The following is a 25,619-nucleotide window of genomic DNA, read 5'->3' as shown; positions in this document are numbered from 1 at the left end:
AACCTGCCTTTCAGCGAGCGTGGAGGCCGTGGTAGCGCGTCAGCGCGAGAGGGGCGCTCTGGGCGGTGGCGTCGTTCTCGGTCAACCACCGGTCCCGGCGAACCAGCAGCGAGTCGAGGTGGCCCCCGAACCAGGCCGCCAGCACGGCCGAGTGGCTGAACGAGCTGTGGTCGTCTTCGATGTCGAAATTGGCGTCCCAGTCGTAGAAGTGGACATCGTGACCGTGCTGCAGCCGGCCCGCTATCTCCCGGATGACGCTCTCGGGGGCCAACCGGTCCAGCAGGTGGAGGTAGGCCGGCAGGTAGATCAGGTAGCGAGCCGCCACCAAGCCGATCGTGCGGCTGCCGAAGCTGAACACCGACCCGGCGTAGTCGTACCCGTTCACGCGCTCGTGCTCCGGCGGCCGTTTCCGGGCGGGACTGTGCAGCATCGCGAGATCGGTCTGGCCGTCGACCAGCTTCAGCCCCTGCCAGATGCCTTCGACCGAGTGGGCGAAGGCATCGGCACCGGGCACCGGGATGCGCCAGCCCGACGCGAAGGTGAAGGGGTTGAGGCAGCGGAACCGCCGCATCGCCTCCGGTGCGGCGTTTGCCGTGTCCACTGCCAGCCCCGCACCGACCGGGATGGACTCGCCCTGCTGCCGCGTCACCGCGCGGGCCTGTCCGCGCGCGGTCATGTCACGGTCAATGCGGTCAGCGCGCCATCCTGGGCGAGTGAGGCCGCCCCGGGGTCCAGTTCGAGCCAGCGCGCCTCGGCCCGGACGACGGCGTCGGCGAGGTTCGAACTCCGGACGGTGGCGAGGTCCGCGGAAGGGGCGACGTAGCGCAGGCGTCCGGCACGGGCGTAGACCTGCCGGCCGGCGGTATCGTGCACGAGCGTCCACTGTGGCCGTGGTGGGTCGTAGGCGTTGCGGCGCGCCCAGTCCACGATACGGATGCCTGCCCGGAGGCCGGCCTGGTGCAGCAGCGGCGGAATGTCGGCGAAAGGCACCACCACGGCATAAGCGCCCAAGTCGGCGTAGACCGGCAGCTCGTCGGCCCGGGGCAGATCGGTCAGGTAGACGACTGCCGGGTGCCCGTCCGGTACGGCGGGCGGCTCGCCGGCGCGCAAGGCCGCCGCGACTTCCCAGCTGCCGAGGTCCTCGGCCATCGCCAACGGGTTTGCCGTACTGCCACTGCCGGGCACGGCCAAGGTGGCCAGGCTGCGCTCCGCGTCGCCGGCCACGGAGGCTTGCATGGGTTCCAGCCAATCGGCGTGCGTTTCGAACGACCAGTCGTAACCGAGATCTTCTTTCTCCAGCATGAGCGTGCTCATGTTGTGCGCGTTGAGCGGTTCGGCCAGGGGCTCGTTCTCGACGGCGAGCCCGGCCTGCCGCAGGAACCGGTCGCGGCCGGAGTTGTTGCTGAGCAGGCGCACCGAGCTGACCTGAAGATGCCGCAGAATTGCCAGCGCGGCGTCGTAGGTGCGAGCGTCCACGGGCGCGCCGAGCCGGGCGTACACAGCGTCCGTGTCCAGCTTTTCCTGCTGACGCAGGGCGTAGATGGCGAAGTGGGCGGCGATGCCCAGGCCGCGCGCGTCCTGGTCGACGGCGTAGAGGAGCAATCCGCGTCCGCGACGGGCGAAGGTGGTCATCGCGGTCTCGAGCTGGAACCCGCAATCGCACTGCGCCGAGCGCAGCACGTGCCCGAAAACACAGGCGGACTCGATGCGCAAGGGAACGGGGCCGTCGTGCAGATCACCGGTCCAGGCCGCGATCCACCGGTCACCGCCGAAGTCGAAGTGCCACACTTCGAAAGTCGTCTCGACGCCGTCGAAACGCAGTGGGACAACGGCTGGGCCGGAAATCGCCGGGGCCGTCACGACGTGACGGTTTCGTCGTCGCGGACCAGCACCATGCGCGTGGTGGAATCGACCTCGTGGTGCGGGACTCCGAAGGCGAGGAATTCCAGCGGCCGGTCGTCCACCGGCCCCTGCACGCCGTGCGGATAGTCCGCGGGGACGTAGATGGAGTCCCCTCGTTCCAGCACGTAGTCCTGGCCGTCGACCCGCAGGCCGCCCCGGCCGTCGAGGACGTAGAGCAGGTGGGCGCCCGGGTGCACGTGCAGCGGGAACGCCGTGCCTGGCAGCATGACTATGCGGTCCAGGCCGATGGTGAGGTCCGGCAGCGCTTCGGCACGGGACCCGGACACCCCGAAGATGTCTTCGAGTTCGACGCCGGCGTCGTCGTACATGGCGCGGCGCACACCGTCGAGCAGATTGTGAATGTGGTCCTCGGGTGAGAACTTTGTTTCCACGTTCAATGCCCCTCTCGATTCCTACGACTCGGAAAAACGCTCCTTCCGGTTACTCGTGACGGCCTCCCGGGAGAGGCAGGGAAGCCGGTGGGAGGGCGCGCCCGTCCGACGTGCCGGACACCCGTAAGGCCGAACGGGTGGCTTCGGTCAGGCCGAGGCGCTGGAGTTCGGCGGACGCGGGGCCGGTCAGCTCGCCCGCCAGCCGCTGGAGAAGGACCCGGCGAACCGCCGGGTCATCGCTCGCCAGTGGCGTGCCGGACTCGTCCACCAGGCCCAGCCGGCGTGCTTCACGCTCGGCCAGCACCCGGCTCAGCGCCTTGTCGAGCACCTCGGGGTGCTGGGTGGCCAGATATCGGTGCAGCGCGCCGGCGGTCGCGCCGAACCGCGCTTCCACGTCTCGCCGCACCCGGTCCTGGCGGACGATGGCCAGTAGCTTCTCCCAGTAGAACGTCGGCTCCAGTGCGAAGGAGGCGACGATCGGCGGCAGGCCGGCGGCCAAGTCGTCGCGCATGCGCTTGACCAACGCCAGCGCATCATCACGCTTGACGTCCGGTCGGCCGGCACGAACGTACTCCCGGAGCGCGGTCAGCTCGGTTTCCGGGAGTCCGCGCGCCAGGCCGTCAGCGAGCAGGCGCGACCAGGACCGGTCGGGGTAGTAGGTCCCCTTGGCCAGCTCCACCAACTGCCTCCGGGTGTCCGCGCCGATGACTCCGGTGCCGGCCGCCGCGGCCAGACCCGCGCGGATGTTCACCATGGCGTCGGAGAGCGGCCGGTACCCGTCCTCGGCCGCGGCGTGCACGATGGTCACCTCGTCGTCATCGGTGTACTCGCCCGACCGGAACTTCCCGAACACCGTCCCCACGCCGTGCATGCCGAAGCTGTGCAGCTCCGCGGCACGCAACGCCCCCATGCTGGACGAGCCGTAGACGTGCACCCCCCGGCTGATGGCGAACAGGATCTCCTTGTGCCAGACGGTCGGTACCTGTTCGAAGAAGCCGTCGACGATGCCGATCGCGGCCGGAGGTTCCCGGTCGAGGACCAGTTCGGTGATGTCACCACAGGCGACCGGCGGCAGGTAGCGGGCGGGCAGCAGCTCTCGTGCCCGGGAAACCGGCAGACTCGGCCCCAGGAACACGTAGGCTTCCCGCCCCCGGGCGACTTCGCTCATGAAATCGCCTCCGACGGCCGCGGCTGACGTCGGCGCGCCCGCGGGCCGGGGGCGTAGCCGACGAACAACGAGTAGTACTCCAGACCGGGGATGATGACTTTCGCGGTCGGGATGCCGATGTCCGGTCGGGTGAGGTCCACCGCCACCACCTGGTCGATACCGGCATTGCGCAACCGGGTCAGCAGATCGTCGAGGTCCTCGTTGACCGTCGGGTTGTCGACGCCCCGGGTGCTGTCGAACCGGTGGGTGCCGGCTTGGGAGAAAAAGGCTTCTCGGGTGCGGCGCAGCGTCTCGGCGTCGTTCTGCGCGTGGTACATCGTCCGGAAGTTTTCGTCCCGGCTCGCCGCGATGACGGTCACCCGGCTCTGCGCGGCCTCGGTCAGCGCCCGGGACAGCGCGACGGCCGGGCTGGTGTGGGCACCGTAGCCCCAGCACGCCCCGAACGACCGCCACGAGGCGCGCTGCTCACGCTCGGCGACGCACACTTGGTAGGCCGGGATCTCGGTGTCACAGGTGACATCCCAGGCCACCACGTCGATGCCGGCCGCGTCGAACTGCTCCAGCAGGCCCGTGCACACGGGGTCGGTGACTGTGTCCAGGCCGAGCTTGGTCGCCTCGACGTGATCCCGGTCCTGCAGGCCGTTCCACCACATGGTGAGGGCATCGCGCTCCGCCAGTTCACAGATGCCGTGCACGATCGCTTCGGGCAGGCTGTTCCCGGAGGCGAGGCCGTTGGAACCGACCCGGAACGTCGTGGCGGCGTAGTCCAGGCCCACCTTGTTCAGCCGGACCGTTTCGTGCGGCACCCACATCGGGCTTTGCCGCAGGAGGTCGTAGCCCCGTGCCCACAGCGTCGGCAGGTCCGTCCGCAGCTGGGCGCGTGCGGGGGTTTGGCGGGCGGCGCCGATGGTGTCCAAGCCACCGCGCAGGGGTAGCTGGTGGACGTCGATCACCGGCTCGCGGACGCTGAGCTCGCGGTAGGAGTCGTGCCGCAGCGGGCCGTCGAACACCTCCGCGTGCCAGTATTCGATTGATTCCATCATGGCGGAGACCTTCGCGGCGTCGTGGTCGACACCTTTGCCTTGTGACACCGACAAGGAACGCGAGTTCGGCCGGATCGCGTTGTAGACCGGGATCCCGATCCAGTCCAGGCCGGTCATGTTGGCCAGTCTGGTGATCCCGATGCGCTCCATGCGGGTTCCGAAGTCGGTCAGTGTCTCGGCCGGGGTCCGGGACCGGTGGGTGCCGGTGCGGTGTTCCTTTGGGTAACGGGTGTTCAGGTCCAGCACGGGGACGCCTCTCAGCCTTCCAGGGGGAATTGGACGATGGCGAACTCGCCGCCGTTCACCACTGCGGCAGCGAACCTGCGCAAACCGGCGGTATTGCCCCTCGACAGCCGGAACTCCAATTCGGAGGTACCGGGAGCCAGGGGGCGGAGGTGGTCATGCGCTTCGACGTGACCACCGATCGGCTGCAGGCCGGCCGCGACCCACCCGGACGTGCGGAGCGGACCGGGCAAGGCGACCCGAGCCGTGGCCGGTCCCTCGATCTCGACTCGCGCGGGTGGTATCCCGGTGGGGGTGGCGGACGCCGGACCGCACCGTTCGCACACGTGAAGATCGCGCGACGCCTCCGGGAGATCGTGGAGGACCATCCGGAAAACCAGCTGGTGACGTCCGCAGTGGTGGCGCTCCCGCACCGCTCGTTCGGGGCTGTAGCCGAGGGCGGAACCGAAGTAGCCGTGCACGTCCGGTCCGCGCACACTCAACACCACGCCGAGGAAGTGTGCGAGCAGGCGATCGGCGTCGGTCGTCGATCCGGCCAGCGCCTCGACCAGATTCGCGCCGAGCGAAGCCGGGTAGTCGCCGGCTGCGACGGCGGCCCTGGCCAGCCGGAGCTGAGCGGCGGTGACTTGGTTCACGACGGTTCCGGCTCGACTGCGGTCAGGCTCAGATCGGGATCACCGACGCAGAGGTATGACGGTGGCGCCGAAGACAGGAGGTTGATCCGCATGGCCACCTCGCCGAGCGGCGCGCCGTCGTCGAGCAGGCGGGCGACCGCCACCCCGAGCCGCGGGGTCTGGTGGTTGATCCTCGTCGAAGCGACGAGCCCGGCCGCGTGGCCGGCCCGTGACAGCATCCCGCCGGCGAACTGGAACCGCGGCTGCAACATACCGTCGGCCGGCTGGAAGGCCGAGCACGACAGCACGACCACGAGGCGAGCCCGCACGGCACCTACGCCGTGGAAAGCCGTGAATTCGGTCCGGTGTTCGAGACGGCACGGGCCGCCGCCCTGGCACGGCAGGAACCGCTCGCCGGAGCGGCCGCGCGCCGGCCGGGAGCTGTCGGCCTGATGGCAGAGCACGTGTTTCCCCACGCGGAAATCGGCACCGTTGCCGTGACTGTGGAGTACGACCGCCTCGACTCCGGTACGGAGCCGTTCGACGAACTCGTCGGAACCGGCGGACCCGAAGGCCCACGCCGTCCGGGTCGGCGGCTCCGAGCGAAAATCGCAGTACAGCGCCAACCGGTGCGCCGAGTGGTCCGGTCTTCTCCAGTGTTCGACAGCGCGGGTGGTGAGGTCGCGGGCCGCCCGGCTTTCTCCGGGCACGGGCAGCACGCCGATCGGGAGCCGGTAGGTCACGCCGTCGCGCATCAGTGCGTTGGCCGTGGAGAAGTCGAACTCGTCCTCGGGTAGCAGGACGAGCGCGGAGTCGTGGGCGGCGGCGATGCCCTCGACGGACCGGGACCACTGTGTGCGGTCAGCCACGGTGCTGAACGGGCGGGACAACGCCACCGCGTATTCGCGGCCCGTTCCTTCCACACCCGTCCACGCCACCACCAGACCTTTGCCGGTGGTCCTCGGCACACCGCCGGCATCGCCTTCGATCCGCGGTGGCCGGTGGCTGGGGTCGGTCATCATGCTTCAGCGTCCTTCAGGTGGGCGGTGCGGCGATGACGTTCAACCCGGCGCGATCCGCTCCGGATGCCACCAGGCAGGCGTGGCCGGGGAAATGCCCGCGGACCCGGACGGCAGGGACCGTGTACCTGACCGCCAGGCCGAGTCGTTCGGCCCCCGAGGTGTTGGGACCCGACGCGTGCAGAGCCCGATCGGTGAAGACCGCGAACTGGCCTGGTTGCAGCGGCAACGACCGGACTTCGGAGGTGTCCACATCCTGGTCGTCGACGAGCATCGTCGCCCGTTGCCCGGCGTTCGCCGGCCGGGACGGGAGCACCGCGCGAACGCCGGGGATGAACCGCAGGCAACCGTTCTCCTCGGTGGCTTCGGTCAGCGCTATCCAGAACGTGAAGGACATCGGGGGTTCCAGGCCGTACTCGTCGCCCGGGGCATGCACACCACCCCAGTCCTGGTGCCAGTGGAACTCCGGTCCGCCGGACGCCTTCGCAATGAACGTCGACCGCCAGAGCAGCAGGTCTGCCCCGTACAGAGCGCGGGCTACGGCCAGCAGCCGCGGGTGCGTGCACAAGCGGTGTACGACGGGGGAGTCGAGATGCCGGCATTCGATGAAGGGCACCGGACTCCCGCTGCGGTGCTGGGCGACCAAGGCCGACAGCCTCCCCGACGACTGCTCGGTCGACGGCTCGGGCGCGAGGCCGCGTGTGGCGAGCACTTCGTCGACGGCCGGCCGAAGCGCGGCCATCTCGGCCGGCTCCATGAGTGTCATCGGCCCGGCGAATCCCTGCTCGCGGAACTCCGCGAACTGTGGGGATCCGATTTCAGGGGACGTGTTGGGTTCGGTGCGAGTCACGCGTTCCCGACCTTCCTTCGAGGAGCCGTCGAATCACCAATGGGTGATGACACCTTCGAGAATGCTGTTGCGGACTGCGGCCAGCTGCTCGAAGTACTCCTGTCGATCGTCTTCGGTGCCGCCATCTCCGTGCGGCGGTGGAGTTTCCGTGGTCCGCTGTTCGTCGGGCTCACGTTCTTTGTCATCTGTCACAAGTGCCTCCGGGGTTCGCGCTCGAGCGTTGTCAGAAGGATCAGGCATCACGGACCGCCAGTTGGCGCAGGAATACGAATCGGCCGGATCGGTACGAGTGCGCCGACTCGCGGCAGACGCGTTCGTTGAAGAACCGTGCGTAGGCTCGTTTCTGTGCGCCATCCTCCAGGTCGACCAGCAGCTTCTCGACATAGTTCGGCAACTCGTCCAACGCGCGGATGACACCGTCGGTGATGTCTTCTTCGGCGACGACACGCAGGCCCGCGGCCGAGACCTTTTCCGCGAGCTCGTTCTTGCGGATCGTCCACCATTCGTCGGCGAACAGGAGGTGCCCGCCCGGCTTCAGCACACGGCGGACTTCGGAGAAGAAGCGATCGACATCCGGATAGCAGTGCGCCGACTCGATGTTGAGCACGGCGTCGAAGGTGTGATCGGCGAACGGCAAATCCTCGGCGTCGCCATGCCGGAAGTCGAGCCCGGGAATGCGGTGCACCCGGCTGCAGAACTCGACGTTGTTCGGCGAGTAGTCGAGACCGACCACCGACCGGGGTGAGTGCGTTGTGGTGACGAAGGCCGCGCCGCCGCCGCGGCCACTGCCCACCTCGAGCAGGTCTTTACCCTCGAGCGGTGCCTGCGCCGCGACCAAGTCATACAGCTGCTGCGCGTAGCGCCAGATCGAGGTCTGGATGGGCTCATCAGCTGCGGGTGCCACGGCTTCGTTCTCCGTGGCCTGGTAACCCATGTTCATGTAGGTGAACCAGTCATCAGGGTAGAGCAACGACATCAGGTCGTACTTGACCTGGTACAGCGCCTTGGCGTCCGGCACGTCACGCCAGCGGCCCGTTCGCTCCGAGGGGTTTCCGTGACCGGCCGGCGAGCCGGCGAGGGCCATGGCGCGATCCGCCACGGACCGGCAGTCACCGGGATCCGGCCGGGGCACCGTCGTGACGTTGCGAGCCACGTAGTCGGCTACTCGTGGCCAGCGGTTTTCTTCGCTCTCCGGAAACCAGGTCAGCGAATCGAGGAGGTGCAGGGCCTGCTCCAGGTCGAGCGGGGCGAACAATGCTTCGGTGGTGGCGCGGTCCATCGAGTCATCCCTAGAGGTAAGCGGCAAGCAGTGGATTCAGTCGTGCCGCTGGGTGCCGGGTACGAGAGGCGAGCGACTTGGTGCCACGCCTCTGGGAAACGAAGGCGAGTTTCACGGTCGTTTTTGCTCCTCCAAGCACAGTTGGCTGACATGTTCCCGGACCAGCGCTCGCCGTCCCAGGCATGTCGTCGAAGTGAGGATCCTCGGTACCGTGATCCTTTGTCACGGTGCTGCCCGGAATCCGCGTGTAGCGCCTCCTGTCACCCCATCATGATCACGCGCAACCGGCCTTTCCCCGCATCCTCACCCACCGCGGTCGCTGAGCACCTCGACGTCCCTGTGCTCCAGGAAACCGTCACCGTCGACGTCCATAGCGGCGAACACAACGAGGATCTTCTTCTGCTGCAAGTCACTGGCCACACAAATCAACGTCGCAGGAGGGCGCGGTGAGGACAACTGGCCGACCAGGTAATCCGGTGCGCGCAGGAGTGATCGTGCTGTTACTGAATGTAACTATGCACGCTCGGACATCCGTCGGCGAGGTGCCTGGCGCGTCCCACGCCGCCGCGGGCAGCTGCGGGAAACTACGACCCCAAAGAATTGCGCTTGAGTGGAGACGTCCGATACCCCGTGGGCGATTTTCTGGCGGCGTTGGGTCGGGTGGGGAGGGGGTGGTGGGCAGGGTGATTCAGCTGATGGTGTCAGCTTCCGTCACTATGATTGCGACGGGCGCCAGGTGGTGGGCGCCGCGGCGCGAGGCAACAACCGCCAGCACTCCTGGTAAACCGGACAGCGCCGCTTTCAGTGGCGGGGCGTCGCACGGCCAGAACGCGCGGTCGTCGACCTCGGCCGGCGGTCCAGGTGGTTGGCGAACGCGGGCTGTTTGACGAACCGGACGCCAGTGATCGTGCCGTCGCGACACGCGCAGCGCAGCCAGATCAAGTCGGCCGGTAATTCGGGGGTCACGCTTGGACCCGCCCGCCTGGCGGTCGACGGCGATGGTGGCTGACCGGCTGAAGCCTTCCTTCAAGACGAGCAGTGGGCTTGAACTTCGTGACCGTCACTCCCTGAGTCGCAAGCTGCTGACGCGCCAGGTACATGATCGCCTGGAAAGGAGTTGACCGCTTCGGCATGTGCCAGGCATAAGCAGCGTGGCGCCGACGTGCCGGAGGGGCGCGGTCCATGTGTGAGCCTGAGGTACGTCTCATTTTATTTGCTCCGTTGGGCTCGTCGGTTCGGCTTTGTCACTTAGGACTCCATCGCCGTGCGCAACGCGGCAGCGTTTGCTTTGGACAGGGCGATCTCGTAGGGCACGCCGTCAAGTCCGAAGAGGACAGTCCGGTCGGCACGGCTGCCGTCTGTGTCGTCGGAGATCTCGATGGAGACTCGCCCAGCCATTGTTGTAATCCTTCTTCGAGTTGGTGTAAATCCACTGGATTCGTCGAATAGTGGCGTCGTGTGATCGTGTGCGGTTGACGGGTATGTTCGCTGACGAGGCTCTTTGTATTTCCTGCGCAGGGCTGTTGGCTGTCCGTACCCGTGTCGGCGTAGATGTCTGTGTACGGCGGCGAAGACTTCCCCTGAAATCGAGTCGTACGGCTGTCGAAGGACGAAAGGAGAGACGTGATGGGAACTGAAACGTGCTTCGAGTGCATCGATGGCGTTGCGGACGCGATCCGGGAACTTGCCGCAGTGGTCCGCGCGAGCGTGCCGGAGCCGCCGGCGGATCCGGATGCGCAGCTGAAGGACCAGGCCGCGGCCGGCGTGCTGCCGCACCACCGGTTCGGCAAGCACTACCGGTTCACCCGTGGCGATGTCGCCGAGATCGTGCGGCTCAGCGCCGCGCCGGCGAGGCAGCCGCGGCGGCGGGTGCCCGTTGCGGACGTTGCCCAGGACTTCCGTGCCGCGTGAGGCGGGCGGATCAATAGAGAAGAGGAGCTGAAGGATGGCCCACGGCCAGGAAGAGCCCGGGCAGGGGTGAGTGGCGTGCCCGGTACAAGCGTCCCGATGGTTTGACACGGAGCGGTTGGTGGCGACGCCGGCGCAGGCGCTGCGATGCGGCTGTACGAGCTCGGGCTGGGAAAGTCAGGGTTTGTGCTGTGCTTGATCACCACGCAGATGGCCGTCGGCGGCCCCCGCCTCGTCGGCGGCCGCCGACGAGGCGGGGGAACTCTCGCCCGGAGAAGGGGCGGACGAAAACTCCTGCTGGTACGAGATTCGTGGCGTTGCCGCCGGGGATCGCGGTGCTCTACGAGGAGCTGATGGACAGCCACCGTGAACCCTTCGTGCTGTTTACGCCGGAGGGGCATCCGTGGCGGCGGTCGAACTTCCGGATCCGGTTCTGGCGGCCGGCGTGGGACGGGATCGATCTGGACGAGGCCGGGGCGGGGGAGCGGCGGCCACCGATCCTGCCGACGTCCACCTTCCACGAGGGCCGCCACACCCACAGCACGTGGCTGACCGAAGACGGGATACCGGAGGTCGCTCGCTGCGCACAGCTGGGGCAGAAGATGAAGGGCGTCGCGCGGTCTTCGATCACATGGGCTTCGGCGGTGGTGAGTCGAATCGACGCACGCGCGGACCGGCTGCACGTTTGCCGAGGACGCTCCGGGAGGTGACCAACCGCGGGGGTCGGAGGCGTGCCCCCGGCGGGGGGCCCCACAGGACACGACGAAGAGAGCCCTGTCTGCGTGTTCCGCAAACAGGGCTCTCCTGCGATCGAGTGCGCGATACTGGGATTGAACCAGTGACCTCTTCCGTGTCAGGGAAGCGCTCTCCCGCTGAGCTAATCGCGCGAGGTGGAGACGGGATTCGAACCCGTGTACACGGCTTTGCAGGCCGTTGCCTCGCCTCTCGGCCACTCCACCGCAAGGCTCGAGAGCCTATCGAGCGGATGACGGGATTCGAACCCGCGACCCTCACCTTGGCAAGGTGATGCGCTACCAGCTGCGCTACATCCGCACTCCGCAGCTCCGGGGGCCTGAACCCTCGTCGCCGTGGTGTGGGAAAACCATATCGGACCCCGGGAACGGCTCCGACACCGGGGTGTCACTGAGCCGTTGCGAGCCCGTCATCAGGCCAGATCGTGGGGGATCAGGTGCGTGAGCGCGTCGTCCACGTCGACCCACAGGTGCTCGTTGCCCGGGAGCACCACGTCGTACGTGCGGTCGAGGAAGTCGGCCAGTTCCTGGGCGGACGCCTCGAACATGGCGTGCCCGGACGGCGAGTTCAGCTCGATCAGCACGGACTCGGGGTCCTCGACCGAAGGGCGGATGCGGACGTCCCCGTCGCCCGCGTCGGCCAGGAGGCCGTCCGCGAGGAGGTCACGCGCGTACACCCACTCGACCCAGCCGGCGCGGCCGGTGCGGAAGGCGGCGACGACCGCGTACGGGTCGCGTGTGTCGTAGCGCAGCTCCACCTTGACCGGAACCGCGGGCGTCCGCGGCGCCAGCAGGTCGAAGACCGCCGTCGAGCGGAGCGTCACGTGATCGTTGCGCATCGTCCTACCCTTCGTCTCCCTTCCCGGCCCGGCCCGGCCGAGGGCGTCACCACTGGGACGCATCGGGAGGCCGATTCCGTCGCAGGTGCGCCGCACTTCACCCGTACGGGCCCATCAGCCCCCGTTTGCGCCCGTGTCGACTCGCACGGCGCGCGATCGACCGGCGCGCCCCGTGTGGGCCCACCACTCCATACTGCGCGGTTTGACCGCCGGGCGATAGCACCGTCGCACGGATGTCGAACGTCGTGTCGGGCGGCCCCCACCGGCCACGACCCCGGCTAGCTCGGGGTTGTTCGTTCCGTACTCGCCGGTAAGCGGAGTGTGGTCGGTCGAGACCACCCGTTTGCAGGCGCCCGGAAGTCGTAGGCTAGTGTTTCCTCCAACACCGCGAGCGGGCGATTAGCTCAGCGGGAGAGCGCTTCGTTCACACCGAAGAGGTCACTGGTTCGATCCCAGTATCGCCCACGAGTTCGCAGAGAGAGCCCCTGTTCGCCGGATGCGCGAATAGGGGCTTTCCGTCTTGTCGGGGGCGGGGCGCACCCCGAGACCTTCGTCGTGGTCCAGGTGTGAGGTTGGCCACGACTGTGGCGCTCGCCACCGCGAAGCGGAGTGAACGATCCGTTCGGATCCTGCGTATGTGTTCACGAGAGCGGTTCCCGGCCCCGCCGCGCGGGCCCCTCGGAACCACCTCTGAGGTCTGTCGTGACGGCGATCTTCTGTGGAACGAACCGGCCCTGTGACGGTTCGGTGGCGATCGTCACGAGCGAGCCGTCCAGGTCCACTGTGGACCCGACGTGCGCGCAGTGTCCACAGTAGAGCCGAGAGGCTCGTTCGGCCGTTCGGAAGAGCGTGGGTCCACCCGGGTGCGGGTACCGCACTTTTGACTACATTCCGTAGTTTTTCCGGGGATACGCCCTATTACCCATCGTCATCATCTTGTTATCTTGCGGCCATTTTCTGGCGGAAAAGACGCGCGGCATGTGGCTGGAAATCCTTGTAACGATGCTGAGAGGGTCGCCGATACCTTGCCGTGTGAAGCCCGTCCGCGGGCACAGCGCGAGATCCAGTAGTGGTGACTGTACGAAATCACTCCCGGTGACGCAGCGTGCGTGCGGACCCAACCCGATCCCTGGTCCCGGGAGGTCAGATGGAAGAGTCGGTGCGGCCGTCGTACACGGTGAGCCAGCCACCGCCGCACATCGACCTCCAGGCCATTCCCCGCCCCGCCCCGCGGGACGAGCAGCAGGCCGAACCGGCCGCCACGCCGTCCCCCAGAGCACTCCCGGCGGCCTGGGAGGCGAGGTACAGAGCCTGGGTCATCGGCAGCGATGTGTTCATCACGCTGCTGGTGATCGCGATCAGCGCGTTCGTCATCGATCGCGTTGCCCCGCACGACATGCACGCCTTCGGCACCATCCTCGCCGTCTTCGTGTCGCTGCCCGCCAGCCGCGCGTGGAGCTCGCGCGTCCTCGGCGAAGGCGCCGAGGAGTACCGCACGCTGGGACGCGGCTTCATCACCGCCGCCGTCCTGGTCGCGCTGGGCGGCCTGTTGTTCGGTGCGCTCGAGGTCCAGATCTGGGTCTTCGTCGTCGTGCCGGCCATCGCGCTCGTCGCCTTCCCGCAGCGGTACTTGCTGCGCCAGGTGCTGCACCGCAAGCGCGCCAAGGGACTCTGCCTGCTGCCGGTGATGGCGGCGGGCAGCCCGCAAACCGTCGCCGACCTCATCGCGCGCACCAAGTCCGAGGTCCACGTCGGGTGGCGCGTCGAGGCGGCGTGCACGTTCACGGGCCACGGCGCCGACCGCGACAGCGGTGAGATCGACGGCGTCCCGGTCGTCGGGCGGCTCGAAGAACTGTCCCGCTACGTGCGCCGGGGCGGCTACCGCGTCGTGGCCATCACCGCGGACCAGTACTGGACGCCGAAGCGGTTGCAGCGGCTGGCCTGGGACATGGAGGGCACCGGCGCGGAGATGGTCGTGGCGCCCGTGCTGATGGAGGTCGCGGGGCCCCGGCTCAACGTCACCGGCGTGCTGGGGATGCCCCTGCTGCGCGTCACGGCGCCGATGTTCACCGGCGGGCGCCGCGTGGTGAAGGAGATCGTGGACCGCGCCGGCTCGGCGTTCCTGCTGACGCTCCTTTCCCCGCTGCTGCTGGTGATCGCGCTGGCGATCAAGCTCAACGACGGCGGCCCGGTGATCTACCGCCAGCGCCGCGTCGGCCGCGACGGCGCCACGTTCACGATGCTCAAGTTCCGCACCATGGTCACGAACGCCGACGAAATCCGGAAAACGCTCGAGCAGGACAACGAGGGAGCGGGCCCGCTTTTCAAGATGAAGCGCGATCCGCGGATCACCCGCGTGGGTGGTTTTCTGCGCCGGTATTCGCTCGACGAAGTGCCGCAGCTGTTCAACGTGGTCTCGGGGAAGATGTCGCTCGTCGGCCCGCGGCCGCCGCTGCCGGAGGAAACGGCGCAGTACGCCCCCGACGCCCGCCGCCGGCTGCTGGTGAAGCCGGGCCTGACCGGGCTCTGGCAGGTGAGCGGCCGCAGCGACCTGACGTGGGCGGAGAGCATCCGGCTCGACCTGCGCTACGTCGAGGACTGGTCGCTGGCGCTCGACCTGGTCATCCTCTGGAAGACGTTCCGCGCGGTGATGGGCGGGCAGGGCGCCTACTGACTCGTCTCCCGCGTACTGCGCACCACGGCCGCCGACCCCGCTGGAGGGGGTCGGCGGCCGTGTGCGCGTCCGGGGGAAGGTTCCGCCGGTAACCCGGTCGGGTGAGAGCCGCTAGCGCGTCGTGGGGCGCGGTGCCGCTTGTGATCCAGGCAACTGGTTGAACGCGAAATAGTTCAACGCTCAACCTCGTTGCAGCGGGTACCCGACCCAATGGAAGGAACCCCGCCCATGACCACCTTTGCCGAGCAGACCGAGGCCCTCGAGCTTCCCGCGGACGTCCAGAACCTCCTGTTCCGCGAGGCGCGCACGGCCAACAGTTTCAGCTCCGAGCCGGTGACCGAGGAGCAGGTCCGCGCGATCTACGACCTCGTCAAGTGGGCCCCGACGTCGATGAACACCCAGCCGCTGCGGGCGCTGGTGCTCCGGACCGCCGAGGCGAAGGCCCGCCTGCTGCCGCACATGGCCCCGGGCAACCGGGACAAGACCGAAGCCGCGCCGCTGACCGTGGTGCTCGCCGCGGACGTCGACTTCCACGAGAACATCCCGCAGGTCTTCCCACACGCCCCGCAGGTGAAGGACAACTTCTCCGACGAGCAGGGCCGCGTCGAGTTCTCCAAGCTGAACTCGCTGCTGCAGGTCGGCTACTTCATCATCGGCGTCCGCGCCGCCGGGCTGGCCGCCGGCCCGATGACCGGCTTCGACGCCCAGGGCGTCGACGACGAGTTCTTCGCGGACAAGAAGTGGCGCTCGCTGGTCGTCGTCAACGTCGGCAAGCCGGGCGAGAACCCCTGGTTCGACCGCCTGCCGCGGCTGGACTTCGAGCAGGTCGTCGAAACCCTCTGACCTCGATCGGACGGGCCGTCCCCGGAACCGGGGGCGGCCCGTCCGGCGTTCGGCGCCACGCGCGTGAGGCGCGCGCGGGCCGCCGACTAGCATCGACGGCGTCGTCTTTGTCACTCCAGCTTGAGGAGCCGATCGTGTCGCAGTCGCCCCCCGTTTCCCCCGTGGCCGCCTCCCGCGTGGTGGTACCGGCGGGCACTACGGCGGGCGCGGCGGTCCGCGAAGCCGGTCTGCCGACCAAGGGCGAGGACACGATCGTCGTCGTTCGCGACGCCGAGGGGAAGCTACGCGACCTCGCCTGGGCGCCCGAGGCCGACGCCGAGGTCGAGCCGGTCGCCGCGAACACCGAGGACGGCCGCAGCGTCATCCGGCATTCGGCCGCGCACGTGCTCGCCCAGGCCGTGCAGCAGCAGTTCCCGGACGCCAAGCTCGGCATCGGCCCGCCGGTGAAGGACGGTTTCTACTACGACTTCGCCGTCGAAAAGCCGTTCACCCCCGAAGACCTGCAGGCGCTCGAAAAGCGCATGAAGCAGATCGTGAAGGGCGCCCAGCAGTTCTCACGGCGCGTATTCGACTCCGTGGACGAGGCGAAGAAGGAACTGGCGGACGAGCCGTTCAAGCTCGAGCTGGTCGACCTGAAGTCCGAAGTGGACACCGATGAGGTCATGGAGGTGGGCGAGGGCGAGCTCACGATCTACGACAACCTCGACCCGCGCACCAAGGAACGTGTCTGGAGTGACCTCTGCCGCGGCCCGCACGTGCCGACCACGAAGTTCATCCCGGCGTTCAAGCTGACCCGCGTCGCCGCGGCGTACTGGCGGGGGAGCGAGAAGAACCCGCAGCTGCAGCGGATCTACGGCACCGCCTGGGAATCCACCGAGGCCCAGGAAGCCCACCTCGAGCGCATCGCCGAGGCCGAGCGCCGCGACCACCGCAAGCTCGGCGCCGAGCTCGACCTGTTCTCCTTCCCCGAGGAGATCGGCTCCGGCCTGCCGGTGTTCCACCCCAAGGGCGGCATCATCCGCCGCGAGCTGGAGAACTACTCGCGCCGCCGCCACGAGGAGGCCGGCTACGAGTTCGTGAACACGCCGCACATCAGCAAGGGCGAGCTGTTCCACACCTCCGGCCACCTGCCGTACTACGCGGACACGATGTTCCCGCCGGTGCAGTTCGACGAGGAGAACTACTACCTCAAGGCCATGAACTGCCCGATGCACAACCTGATCTTCCGCTCGCGCGGGCGGTCCTACCGCGAGCTGCCGCTGCGGCTGTTCGAGTTCGGCACCGTCTACCGCTACGAGAAGTCCGGCGTGGTGCACGGCCTCACCCGCGTGCGCGGCCTGACGATGGACGACTCGCACATCTACTGCACCAAGGAGCAGATGCCGGGCGAGCTGCGGTCGCTGCTCAAGTTCGTCCTCGACCTGCTCGCCGACTACGGCCTCTCCGACTTCTACCTCGAGCTGTCCACCCGCGGTGACTCCGACAAGTTCATCGGCGAGGACTGGGAGTGGGAGGAGGCCACCGAGACGCTGCGGCAGGCCGCCGTCGACTCCGGCCTCGAGCTGGTCCCGGACCCGGGCGGCGCGGCCTTCTACGGCCCCAAGATCTCGGTGCAGGCGAAGGACGCGATCGGCCGCACCTGGCAGATGTCGACGATCCAGCTGGACTTCAACCAGAACAAGCGGTTCGAGCTCGAGTACACAGCGCCGGACGGCAGCCGCCAGACGCCGGTGATGATCCACCGCGCGCTCTTCGGCTCGATCGAACGCTTCTTCGGCGTGCTGACCGAGCACTACGCGGGCGCGTTCCCGGCCTGGCTGTCGCCGGTGCAGGTGGTCGGCATCCCGATCACCGCCGACCAGGTGGAGTACCTGCAGGACGTCGAGAAGGCGTTGCGCGCCAAGGGGATCCGCGCGGAGGTCGACGCGAGCGACGACCGCATGCAGAAGAAGATCCGCACGCACACCACGCAGAAGGTGCCCTTCATGCTGCTGGCCGGCGCGAAGGACGTCGAGGCGGGCGCGGTGTCGTTCCGCTTCCGCGACGGCGGCCAGATCAACGGCGTGCCGGTGGCGAAGGCGGTCGAGGCGATCGCGGCGTGGGTCGAGCGGCGCGAAAACGCGTCGCCGTCGGCCGACGCGCTGGAGACGATCGTTCGGTGAGTGACGGTCCCGAGCTCGTCGAGCAGCAGGGCGTCGGGGTCCAGGACGCGTTCCAGCGCCTCTGGACCCCGCACCGGATGGCCTACATCAAGGGCCAGGACAAGCCGGAGAACGACGAGGACACCGGCTGCCCGTTCTGCCGCATCCCGTCCCTGGACGACAAGACGGGCCTGATCGTCGCGCGCGGCGAGACGGTGTACGCGGTGCTGAACCTGTACCCGTACAACCCGGGGCACCTGATGGTGGTCCCGTACCGGCACGTCGCGGACTACACCGAGCTGACCGTCGAGGAGACGCGCGAAGTCGCGGAGTTCACCCAGCACGCGATGAAGGTGATCCGCGCGGTGTCGGGCGCGCACGGGTTCAACATCGGCCTGAACCAGGGCGTGATCGCGGGCGCGGGCATCGCGGCGCACCTGCACCAGCACCTGGTGCCGCGGTGGGGTGGCGACGCGAACTTCATGCCGATCATCGGCCAGACGAAGGTGCTGCCGCAATTGCTGGGCGAGACGCGGGACATGCTTTCCGACGCTTGGTGACCATTCGGAAACGCTCGGATGCCGTAACCGGCAAATCCTAATTGAGTGTTCAACCGAGGGTATGATGGGGGTATGTCCGAAACCCGATGGCTCAGCGACGACGAGCAGCGCGTCTGGCGTGAGTTCAACGCGGCCACCCGCATGCTCAGCGCGCACCTCGAAGGCCAGCTGCAGCACGACTCGGGCATGCCGCACACCTATTACGAAGTCCTCGTCGCGCTCTCCGAAGCCGAAGGCCGCCGGCTGCGGATGAGCGAGCTCGCCGACGCCCGCCAGGCGTCGCGAAGCCGGCTCTCGCACGCCGTCGCGCGGCTGGAAGCCAACGGCTGGGTGCGCCGCGAGGCCTGCCCGACCGACAAGCGCGGGGCCTGGGCCGTCCTCACCAAGGAAGGCTTCGCCGCGCTCGAAGCGGCCGCGCCCGGCCACGTCGAGGCCGTCCGCGAGAGCCTTTTCGACCCCCTGACGCCGGAGCAGGTCACCGCGCTCGGGGAAATCAGCGCCGCGATCCGGCAGCGGTTGTCGCCGAAGTGCGCCGCCGCGCAGGCCGCCGAAGAGGCGCGCGAGTACCGCGCCGACGTCGTCGCGCTGCCGAAATCGGGCTGAGCCGGGGCGGCGCGTCGGGTTCGCCGGGGCGGGTGGATAGGCTGCAATCGCCCACCCGACCCTCGTAGCCAGGTGCCTCAGACGAACCGATGCTCAATATCTTCGCGCGTGCCTCCGTTTCCCGCGTCACCGATCCGATCGGCCAGGCGCTGGTCCGCGTCGGGCTGACCCCGAACGCGATGACCGTGCTCGGCACCGCCGGCGCCGTCGTCTGCGCCCTGGCCTTCTTCCCGAACGGCTACCTCCTCTGGGGCACCTTCACGGTGTGGGGCTTCGCCATGCTCGACCTCCTCGACGGCGCGATGGCCCGCGCCCGCGGCTACGGCACCCCGTTCGGCGCGGTGCTCGACGCCACCTGCGACCGGCTGGTCGACGGCGCCCTGTTCGCCGCGATCGCCTGGTGGTGCTTCGTCGTCGACGACAACCACCCGGCCGCCGCCGCGGCCCTGCTGTGCCTGGTGCTCGCCCAGGTCATCTCCTACGTCAAGGCCCGCGCCGACGCCTCCGGCCTGCCGGTGGACGGCGGGCTCGTCGAGCGCGCCGAGCGGCTGATCATCGCCCTCGTCGGCACCGGCCTGCACGGCTTCGGCATCCCGTACACCGTGGACGTGACGCTCTGGCTGCTCGCCGTGCTGTCGGTCATCACCCTGATGCAGCGCTTCGCCGGCGTCGCGAAGGCGGCTCGCGAGAAGGCCGCTGGGGAGCAGCCGGCATGAGCACGCTGGCGGAGCGGCTGAGCGCCTTCGGCTACGCGGCCGGGTGGAAGCTGGCCGGCTGGCTGCCCCCCGGCTTCGGCGGCACGGTGTTCTCCCTCGGCGCGGACCTCGCCGTGAAGCGCGACGGCGGGGGTGTGCGGCAGCTGCGCGCCAACCTCGGCCGCGTCGTCCCGCAGGCGGACGAGGTCGAGATGGACGAGCTGACGCGGCGGGCGATGCGCTCGTACGCCCGGTACTGGCACGAGACGTTCCGGCTGCCGTCGATGGACCAGAAGGAGGTCAGCGGCAAGGTCGCGGCCTCCATCACCGGCGTCGAGAACCTCGACGCCGCGCTCGCCGAGGGCAACGGCGCGGTGATGGCGCTGCCGCACAGCGGGAACTGGGACATCGCCGGCGTCTGGCTCGCCGACTACCTCGGCGGCTTCACGACCGTGGCCGAGCGGCTGAAGCCCGAGTCGCTCTACCGCCGGTTCGTCGAGTACCGCGAGTCGCTCGGCTTCGAGATCGTGCCGCTGACCGGCGACAGCTCGGCGATGCGCGTGCTGCTGAAGCGGTTGCGCGAGAACAAGGCCGTCTGCCTGGTCGGCGACCGCGACCTGACCACCAGCGGCATCCCGGTGAAGTTCTTCGGCGAGCAGGCCCGCTTCCCCGGCGGCCCGGCGCGGCTGGCGGCCACGACCGGTGCCGCGCTCATCCCGGCCGGCTGCTGGTTCACCGAGGACGGCTGGCAGATCCGGCTGCACCCGCGCATCCGCGTCACCGCGCGCGCCGAGGTCGCGGCCGCCACCCAGGCGCTGGCCGACATCTTCGCCGGCGACATCGCCGCGCACCCGGCCGACTGGCACATGCTGCAGAAGTTCTGGCCCGCCGACCTCGAGGCCGGCGAGCGGGTCAGCCTCGAAGAAGCGAGCTGAGGCGTGGCCGCGCGCCCGATGCGGATCGGGATCGTCTGCCCCTACTCGTTCGACGTGCCCGGCGGGGTCCAGGGGCACGTGATCGACCTGACGAAGGCGCTGCTCGCCCGCGGTCACCGGGTGTCCGTCCTGGCGCCGGCCGACGAAGACGCCGAGCTCCCGGAGTTCGTGCACCCGGCGGGCAAGGCGCTCGGCATCCCGTACAACGGCTCGGTCGCGCGGCTGCAGTTCGGGCCGGTGTCCTACGCGCGCGTCCGCCGCTGGATCCGCGACGGCGACTTCGACGTCCTGCACCTGCACGAGCCGGCCGCGCCGAGCCTGTCGCTGCTGGCGCTGCTGATCGCCGACGGCCCCATCGTGGCGACGTTCCACACCGCGACCACGCGTTCGCGCACGCTGTCGGCGTTCCAGCCGGTGCTGCGGCCCCTCTTGGAGAAGATCACCGCGCGGATCGCGGTGTCCGCCCTGGCCCGCCGGGTCCAGGTCGAGCACGCGGGCGGCGACGCCGTGGAGATCCCCAACGGCGTCGACGTCGAGTTCTTCTCCTCGGCCACCCCGCTGCCGGGCTACCCGCGGGCCGGGGGCACGGTCGGGTTCGTCGGCCGGTTCGGGGAGCCGCGCAAGGGCATGGGCGTGCTGCTGGAGGCGCTGCGGCGGATCCTGCCGGAGTTCGAGGACCTGCGGCTGGTCGTGGTCGGTCGCGGGGACGAAGACCAGCTGCGCCGCGACGCCGGCCCCGCGCTGGCGCCGCACCTGGAGCTGCTCGGGCAGGCCGACGACGTCGTGAAGGCCCAGGCGCTGCGCAGCGTCGACGTCTACTGCGCGCCCAACACCGGCGGCGAGAGCTTCGGGATGATCCTCACCGAGGCGATGGCGGCCGGCACCCCGGTGCTGGCCAGCGGCCTCGACTCGTTCCGGCGGGTGCTCGACGACGGCCACGCCGGGATGCTCGTCGAAACCGGCGACCCCGCGGCCCTCGCGGACGGGCTGCGCGAGCTGCTCGGCGACCCGGCGCGCCGGGCGTCGCTGGCCGCGGCGGCGGGGGAGCGCGTCACGATGTTCGACTGGTCGGTGGTGGCGACGCAGGTGCTGCGGGTCTACGAGACGGCCGTGGCCGCCGACCCCCGGCGCGTCGCGGCGCCGGAGCGGGAGCCGGCCCGGTGAGCGTGCTCGGCTGGCTGCTCCCGCTGCTGGCGCTGGTCGTCGTGCTGGGCGGGCTCTTCCTGGTGGCGACGGCGAACCGGCTCGACCGGCTGCACGTCCGGATGGACGCGGGCTGGGCCGCCCTCGACGCCGCGCTGGCCCGCCGCGCGGTCGTGGCCCGCGCGGTCGCGGTGGTGCTGGGCGACGCCGAGCTGCGGACCTCGGCCGAACGCGCGGAAGCGGCGCCGCGGGCGGACCGCGAGGCGGAAGAGGGCGACCTGACGCTGCAGCTGAGCCGCGTCGACCGGACGGGCCTGCCCGCCGAGCTGGCCGAAGAGCTGACCGACGCCGAGCACCGGGTGGTGATCGCCCGCCGCGTCCACAACGACGCCGTCCGCGACACGCTGCGCCTGCGGCGGCGGCGGAAGGTGCGGTACTTCCGGCTGGCCGGGACGGCGCCGCTGCCGGAGTACTTCGAGTTCGCCGAGCCGGAGGTCTGACATGTGGTGGGTGGTCGTCGAGGAGCAGCGCGGCGGCGGGGACGCGCGCGCCTGGAACGTCACGAAGACGAAGCCGGCGGGCGGCGACCGCGCCCACGCCGACGAGGTGGCCCGGCGGCTCGCGTTCGAGCACCAGCCGGTGCACCCGTCGGGGGTGAAGGAGCGCAAGGTCCTGCGGGTCGGTGACGGCTACCTGGTGATCGCGACCGGCCGGACCGCGACGTTCCACTTCCGCGTGACGCTCGGCGAGACCGTGGCGGAGCCGGCGTGAGCTGGTGGGTGGTCGTCGAGGAGCAGCGCGGCGCGGGTGACGGCCGCGCCTGGTCGCTGTCCGAGACGTTCCCCTACGACGACCAGGCGACCGCCGAAGCCGAGGCCGAGCGGCTCGCGCGGGAGTACCAGCCGGTCTACCCGTGGTCGCCGAAGTCGCGGAAGGTGCTGCGCGGCGCCGGGGGCTACCTGGTGATCGTCGAGGGCCGGACGTCGACGTTCCACTTCCGGCTGAGCGTGCTCGAAGAGATCTGAAACCGCGGGGCACCCGGCTGCGTCGTACGGGTATGAGTACGTGGTGGGTCGTCATCGAAGAGCAGGGCGGCGCGGGCGACGGGCGGGGCTGGGGCGTCGCCGACGCGGCGGGGTACCCGGACCGCGACACCGCGTTCGGCGAGGCGTACCTGCTCGCCAAGCAGCACCGGCCGCCGCGGCCGTCGTCCCCGCAGAACCGGGTCGTGCTGCGCGTCGGCGACGGCTACCTGGTGCTGGTGAAGGGCAAGACCGACGTCTGGCAGTTCCGCGTGACGGTGGGCGAACAGGGCGGCGGCTGACACACTGGGCGGCATGAGCGAGACCTGCGACGTCGCCCACGGCAAAGCCGAGGCCGACCCCGGTGTGCGGACCCTGGTGGCGGTGTTCGCGTCGCCGGTTTCGCGGTACCTGCTGACGTTCGCCCGCGACCTCGGCTACCACGTCGCGCTGTTCGAGCCGGACGCCGCGCGCGCCACCGACGTGCCCGACGGCATCGAGGCGGACACGACGCTGCCGCCGCTGGACGGCTCGGCGGACGTCGTCGTCACCGACCACCACCGGCCGGAGCTGGGCGAGGTGCTGAAGGCCGCGCTCGGCGGCAACCCGCGCTGGGTCGGCGTGCTGGGCAACCCGCGGCACCCGGGCCCGCACGTGACCGCGTTGCGCGGACTCGGCGTCACCGACGACGACATCGCCCGCGTGCACCGGCCGGTCGGGCTGAACATCGGCTCGCGCACGCCGCCGGAGATCGCCATCGCGACCCTCGCCGGCCTGCTGGCCGACCGCAACGACCGGCCCGGCGGCTTCGACTTCTGACCCTCAGCGCACCGCCATCCCTTCCGGCATCGGCTCGAAGCGCGCGTGGCGGCGCGTGAACGTCGCCGTGCCCGACGTCATCGAGCGCAGGTCGATCAGGTAGCGCACCAGTTCCGTCGCGGGGACCTCCGCCCGGATCACCGTCCGGCCGCCGTCGCCGGCCTCGGTGCCCAGCACCCGGCCCCGGCGCGAGGAGAGGTCGCCCAGCACCGTGCCGAGGTGCTCGTCCGGCAACCGGATCGCCACCTCTTCGAGGGGCTCCAGCATCGTGATGTGCCCGTTGGCCGCCGCTTCGCGCAGGGCGAGCGCACCCGCGGTCTGGAACGCCGCGTCGGAGGAGTCGACGCTGTGGGCTTTCCCGTCGACCAGCGTCACCTTCACGTCGACCACCGGGTGCCCGTCGGCCAGTCCCTTCTGCAGCTGGGCCCGCACCCCCTTCTCCACGCTCGGGATGAACTGGTGGGGCACCGAGCCGCCGACGACCTTGTCGACGAACTGGAACCCGCCGCCGCGCGGCAGCGGCTCGACCTCGATGTCGCAGACGGCGAACTGGCCGTGGCCGCCGGACTGCTTCACGTGCCGCCCGTGTCCCTTGGCCGGCTTGGCGAACGTCGAACGCAGGCTGATCTTCACCGGTTCGGTTTCGACGTCCGCGCCGCCGGCCCGCAGCCGCGAGAGCACGACGTCGGCGTGCGCCTCGCCCATGCACCACAGCACCAGCTGGGCGGTCTCGGCGTTGCGGTCCAGCCGCAGCGTCGGGTCGCCGGCGACCAGGCGGGAAAGGTTGCGGGCCAACGTGTCCTCGTCGCTGCGGGTCTTCGCGATCACCGCGACCGGCAGCAGCGGCTCGGGCATCGCCCACGGTTCCATCAGCAACGGTTCCTCCGGCGACGACACGGTGTCGCCGGTTTCGGCCGAGCCGACCTTCGTCAGGGCGCAGAGGTCACCCGCGACGCAGTAGGGCACTTCGCGCAGGTTCGCGCCGAGCGGGGAGTAGAGGTGCGCGACGCGCTCGTCGGCGTCGTGGTCCTCGTGGCCGCGTTCGGCGAGGCCGTGCCCGGACACGTGCACCGGCCGCTCCGGCCGCAGCGTCCCGGAGAACACCCGGACGAGGGACACCCGGCCGACGTAGGAGTCGACGGCCGTCCGGACGACCTCCGCGGCGAGGGGGCCCTCGGGGTCGGCGGTGATGGCCGCGTGCTCGGCGCCGTCCGGCGTGGTGACGTCGGGTGGGTTGTGCTCCAGGGGCGAGGGGAACGCGCGCACGATCCCGTCGAGCACCTCGGCCAGGCCGAGGCCGCTGGTCGCACACACCGGGATCACCGGGTGGAACGACCCGCGCGCGACGGCGGTTTCGAGGTCGGCGATGAGGGTCTCCTCGGCGATCTCCTCGCCGGCGAGGTAGCGGTCCATCAGGGACTCGTCCTCGCTCTCGGCGATGATCCCTTCGATCAGCTCGTTGCGGGCCTCGGCCATCCGTTCCAGGTCGGCCGGGTCGGGCTCGCCGAGTTTCGGCGGGTGCCCGCCGGAGTAGTCGAAGTACCGCTGGGTGATCAGCCCGACCAGGCCGTCGCCCGCGGGCAGGTACAGCGGCAGCACGCCGTCGCCGAACGCGGCCTGGCAGGCGGCGATCTCGGCCATCGCGTCGGCCCGGTGGTGGTCGAGCCGGGAGACGACGACCGCGCGCGGCATCCCGACCGCCGCGCACTCTTCCCACACCGCGACCGTCGCCGCGTCGACGCCCTCGGCGGCGCAGACGACGAACAAGGCCGCGTCGGCCGCGCGCAGCCCGGCCCGCAGCTCCCCGACGAAATCGGCGTACCCGGGCGTGTCGATCAGGTTGATCTTGTGGCCCTGGTGCAGCACCGGCGCGACCGAGAGGCCGACCGAACGCTGCTGGCGCACCGCCGCGGGGTCGTGGTCGCACACCGTCGTCCCGTCGACCACCGAGCCCGCCCGCGGGACGGTGCCGGACGCCGCCAGCAGGGCCTCCGTGAGCGTGGTCTTCCCCGAGCCGGACGGGCCGACGAGCACGACGTTGCGGACCTTGGCGGGGTCGTTCACAGCGACGGCGGCCCCGGTGTCGGCGTTCTTGGCTTGTTTGTCTGCCATGACGACTCCTCGGCGAACGGCTGGTGGACGGGATGTGTCCTCGATCACACACCCGCTACCCTG

Annotated in this window: 29 protein-coding genes and 4 tRNA genes; 16 read left to right on the top strand and 17 right to left on the bottom strand. The window is 69.7% G+C overall.

The genetic code is table 11. The features are described 5' to 3' along the window. Positions 1 to 10: 10 nt before the first annotated feature. The 12 genes from BLV96_RS07905 to BLV96_RS07860 form a co-directional block, all read right to left on the bottom strand. Positions 11 to 676: a DUF6939 family protein gene (locus BLV96_RS07905; RefSeq protein WP_086683792.1), complete on the bottom strand. Its 666-nt coding sequence runs from the start codon at positions 674 to 676 to the stop codon at positions 11 to 13. Then, positions 673 to 1,860, bottom strand: a complete 1,188-nt coding sequence (locus BLV96_RS07900) for a GTP cyclohydrolase II (protein WP_086683789.1) — start codon at positions 1,858 to 1,860, stop codon at positions 673 to 675. The genes BLV96_RS07905 and BLV96_RS07900 overlap by 4 nt, the downstream gene beginning before the upstream one ends. Next, on the bottom strand, positions 1,857 to 2,243 hold the full coding sequence (locus tag BLV96_RS07895) for a cupin domain-containing protein (RefSeq protein WP_208608173.1): 387 nt from the start codon (positions 2,241 to 2,243) through the stop codon (positions 1,857 to 1,859). Before BLV96_RS07895 ends, BLV96_RS07900 begins: the two co-directional genes overlap by 4 nt. 100 nt (positions 2,244 to 2,343) lie before the next feature. Beyond that, positions 2,344 to 3,462 (bottom strand): TfuA-like protein, encoded by a 1,119-nt coding sequence (locus BLV96_RS07890; RefSeq protein ID WP_086683786.1) that lies wholly within the window; start codon positions 3,460 to 3,462, stop codon positions 2,344 to 2,346. Beyond that, positions 3,459 to 4,751 carry a YcaO-like family protein gene (locus tag BLV96_RS07885; RefSeq protein ID WP_086683783.1) on the bottom strand — a complete coding sequence of 431 codons (1,293 nt, stop codon included), beginning with the start codon at positions 4,749 to 4,751 and terminating at the stop codon, positions 3,459 to 3,461. The genes BLV96_RS07890 and BLV96_RS07885 overlap by 4 nt, the downstream gene beginning before the upstream one ends. Positions 4,752 to 4,762: 11 nt before the next feature. Next, positions 4,763 to 5,383 (bottom strand): hypothetical protein, encoded by a 621-nt coding sequence (locus tag BLV96_RS07880; protein ID WP_086683780.1) that lies wholly within the window; start codon positions 5,381 to 5,383, stop codon positions 4,763 to 4,765. After that, on the bottom strand, positions 5,380 to 6,384 hold the full coding sequence (locus BLV96_RS07875; protein ID WP_086683778.1) for a hypothetical protein: 1,005 nt from the start codon (positions 6,382 to 6,384) through the stop codon (positions 5,380 to 5,382). Before BLV96_RS07875 ends, BLV96_RS07880 begins: the two co-directional genes overlap by 4 nt. A gap of 13 nt (positions 6,385 to 6,397) precedes the next feature. Continuing rightward, positions 6,398 to 7,231 (bottom strand): phytanoyl-CoA dioxygenase family protein, encoded by an 834-nt coding sequence (locus BLV96_RS07870; RefSeq protein ID WP_086683775.1) that lies wholly within the window; start codon positions 7,229 to 7,231, stop codon positions 6,398 to 6,400. A 33-nt stretch (positions 7,232 to 7,264) separates the two neighbouring features. Next, complete coding sequence (locus tag BLV96_RS49705) at positions 7,265 to 7,423, bottom strand: hypothetical protein (protein ID WP_158104231.1); 159 nt, start codon at positions 7,421 to 7,423, stop codon at positions 7,265 to 7,267. A gap of 40 nt (positions 7,424 to 7,463) precedes the next feature. Then, the gene (locus BLV96_RS07865) at positions 7,464 to 8,510 is read right to left on the bottom strand and encodes a class I SAM-dependent methyltransferase (protein ID WP_086683772.1); all 1,047 of its coding nucleotides are present in this window, start codon (positions 8,508 to 8,510) and stop codon (positions 7,464 to 7,466) included. Positions 8,511 to 9,198: 688 nt separating this feature from the next. Further along, a complete protein-coding gene (locus BLV96_RS49045) occupies positions 9,199 to 9,540 on the bottom strand; it encodes a hypothetical protein (protein ID WP_143050927.1) in 342 nt (113 codons plus the stop codon). Between the two features lie 218 nt (positions 9,541 to 9,758). Beyond that, a complete protein-coding gene (locus tag BLV96_RS07860; RefSeq protein WP_086680369.1) occupies positions 9,759 to 9,908 on the bottom strand; it encodes an Lsr2 dimerization domain-containing protein in 150 nt (49 codons plus the stop codon). Between the two features lie 228 nt (positions 9,909 to 10,136). Between BLV96_RS07860 and BLV96_RS07855 the strand changes: the two genes are divergently transcribed. Together BLV96_RS07855 and BLV96_RS50520 are read left to right on the top strand one after the other, a co-directional pair. Continuing rightward, on the top strand, positions 10,137 to 10,421 hold the full coding sequence (locus BLV96_RS07855; protein WP_086680367.1) for a DNA-binding protein: 285 nt from the start codon (positions 10,137 to 10,139) through the stop codon (positions 10,419 to 10,421). A gap of 308 nt (positions 10,422 to 10,729) precedes the next feature. After that, positions 10,730 to 11,128 carry a hypothetical protein gene (locus BLV96_RS50520; RefSeq protein WP_244180094.1) on the top strand — a complete coding sequence of 133 codons (399 nt, stop codon included), beginning with the start codon at positions 10,730 to 10,732 and terminating at the stop codon, positions 11,126 to 11,128. Between the two features lie 105 nt (positions 11,129 to 11,233). Here BLV96_RS50520 and BLV96_RS07845 read toward each other — a convergent pair. From BLV96_RS07845 to BLV96_RS07830, 4 genes are all read right to left on the bottom strand, one after another. Next, positions 11,234 to 11,305, bottom strand: a tRNA-Val gene (locus tag BLV96_RS07845). A 1-nt stretch (position 11,306) separates the two neighbouring features. Then, positions 11,307 to 11,377, bottom strand: a tRNA-Cys gene (locus tag BLV96_RS07840). Positions 11,378 to 11,398: 21 nt separating this feature from the next. Then, positions 11,399 to 11,471: transfer RNA gene (locus BLV96_RS07835), tRNA-Gly, on the bottom strand. A 112-nt stretch (positions 11,472 to 11,583) separates the two neighbouring features. Next, the gene (locus tag BLV96_RS07830) at positions 11,584 to 12,009 is read right to left on the bottom strand and encodes an SsgA family sporulation/cell division regulator (protein WP_033293569.1); all 426 of its coding nucleotides are present in this window, start codon (positions 12,007 to 12,009) and stop codon (positions 11,584 to 11,586) included. 393 nt (positions 12,010 to 12,402) lie between these two features. On the opposite strand from BLV96_RS07830, the gene BLV96_RS07825 reads away from it, so the two are divergent. From BLV96_RS07825 to BLV96_RS07760, 14 genes are all read left to right on the top strand, one after another. Beyond that, positions 12,403 to 12,474 (top strand) — tRNA-Val (locus tag BLV96_RS07825). Between the two features lie 682 nt (positions 12,475 to 13,156). After that, the gene (locus tag BLV96_RS07820) at positions 13,157 to 14,683 is read left to right on the top strand and encodes a sugar transferase (protein WP_167379564.1); all 1,527 of its coding nucleotides are present in this window, start codon (positions 13,157 to 13,159) and stop codon (positions 14,681 to 14,683) included. Between the two features lie 228 nt (positions 14,684 to 14,911). Next, positions 14,912 to 15,526 (top strand): malonic semialdehyde reductase, encoded by a 615-nt coding sequence (locus BLV96_RS07815; protein ID WP_086675275.1) that lies wholly within the window; start codon positions 14,912 to 14,914, stop codon positions 15,524 to 15,526. Between the two features lie 134 nt (positions 15,527 to 15,660). Beyond that, on the top strand, positions 15,661 to 17,688 hold the full coding sequence (gene thrS, locus BLV96_RS07810) for a threonine--tRNA ligase (protein WP_086675274.1): 2,028 nt from the start codon (positions 15,661 to 15,663) through the stop codon (positions 17,686 to 17,688). Next, complete coding sequence (locus tag BLV96_RS07805) at positions 17,685 to 18,227, top strand: HIT family protein (protein WP_086675273.1); 543 nt, start codon at positions 17,685 to 17,687, stop codon at positions 18,225 to 18,227. Before thrS ends, BLV96_RS07805 begins: the two co-directional genes overlap by 4 nt. A gap of 72 nt (positions 18,228 to 18,299) precedes the next feature. Further along, complete coding sequence (locus tag BLV96_RS07800; RefSeq protein ID WP_086675272.1) at positions 18,300 to 18,830, top strand: MarR family winged helix-turn-helix transcriptional regulator; 531 nt, start codon at positions 18,300 to 18,302, stop codon at positions 18,828 to 18,830. An 89-nt stretch (positions 18,831 to 18,919) separates the two neighbouring features. Then, positions 18,920 to 19,546, top strand: a complete 627-nt coding sequence (pgsA, locus tag BLV96_RS07795; protein ID WP_086675271.1) for a phosphatidylinositol phosphate synthase — start codon at positions 18,920 to 18,922, stop codon at positions 19,544 to 19,546. Next, positions 19,543 to 20,460: a phosphatidylinositol mannoside acyltransferase gene (locus BLV96_RS07790; protein WP_086675270.1), complete on the top strand. Its 918-nt coding sequence runs from the start codon at positions 19,543 to 19,545 to the stop codon at positions 20,458 to 20,460. The genes pgsA and BLV96_RS07790 overlap by 4 nt, the downstream gene beginning before the upstream one ends. Before the next feature lie 18 nt (positions 20,461 to 20,478). Further along, a complete protein-coding gene (locus tag BLV96_RS07785) occupies positions 20,479 to 21,624 on the top strand; it encodes a glycosyltransferase family 4 protein (RefSeq protein WP_086675279.1) in 1,146 nt (381 codons plus the stop codon). Beyond that, complete coding sequence (locus BLV96_RS07780; RefSeq protein WP_086675269.1) at positions 21,621 to 22,103, top strand: NUDIX hydrolase; 483 nt, start codon at positions 21,621 to 21,623, stop codon at positions 22,101 to 22,103. Before BLV96_RS07785 ends, BLV96_RS07780 begins: the two co-directional genes overlap by 4 nt. Position 22,104: 1 nt before the next feature. Further along, positions 22,105 to 22,374 (top strand): hypothetical protein, encoded by a 270-nt coding sequence (locus BLV96_RS07775; RefSeq protein ID WP_086675268.1) that lies wholly within the window; start codon positions 22,105 to 22,107, stop codon positions 22,372 to 22,374. Then, positions 22,371 to 22,628, top strand: a complete 258-nt coding sequence (locus BLV96_RS07770) for a hypothetical protein (RefSeq protein WP_086675267.1) — start codon at positions 22,371 to 22,373, stop codon at positions 22,626 to 22,628. The genes BLV96_RS07775 and BLV96_RS07770 overlap by 4 nt, the downstream gene beginning before the upstream one ends. 32 nt (positions 22,629 to 22,660) lie before the next feature. Next, complete coding sequence (locus BLV96_RS07765; protein ID WP_086675266.1) at positions 22,661 to 22,927, top strand: hypothetical protein; 267 nt, start codon at positions 22,661 to 22,663, stop codon at positions 22,925 to 22,927. Positions 22,928 to 22,940: 13 nt separating this feature from the next. Beyond that, positions 22,941 to 23,444 carry an XdhC family protein gene (locus BLV96_RS07760; protein WP_086675265.1) on the top strand — a complete coding sequence of 168 codons (504 nt, stop codon included), beginning with the start codon at positions 22,941 to 22,943 and terminating at the stop codon, positions 23,442 to 23,444. A gap of 3 nt (positions 23,445 to 23,447) precedes the next feature. On the opposite strand, the gene BLV96_RS07755 is transcribed toward BLV96_RS07760, so the two are convergent. Beyond that, the gene (locus BLV96_RS07755; protein WP_086675264.1) at positions 23,448 to 25,556 is read right to left on the bottom strand and encodes an elongation factor G-like protein EF-G2; all 2,109 of its coding nucleotides are present in this window, start codon (positions 25,554 to 25,556) and stop codon (positions 23,448 to 23,450) included. Positions 25,557 to 25,619: the final 63 nt, after the last annotated feature.

The sequence above is a fragment of the Amycolatopsis pretoriensis genome, from assembly GCF_900107925.1.
Classification (GTDB): Bacteria; Actinomycetota; Actinomycetes; order Mycobacteriales; family Pseudonocardiaceae; genus Amycolatopsis; species Amycolatopsis pretoriensis.
Note: the sequence above shows the minus strand (reverse complement) of the source record. Positions and strands in the feature narration are given on the sequence as shown.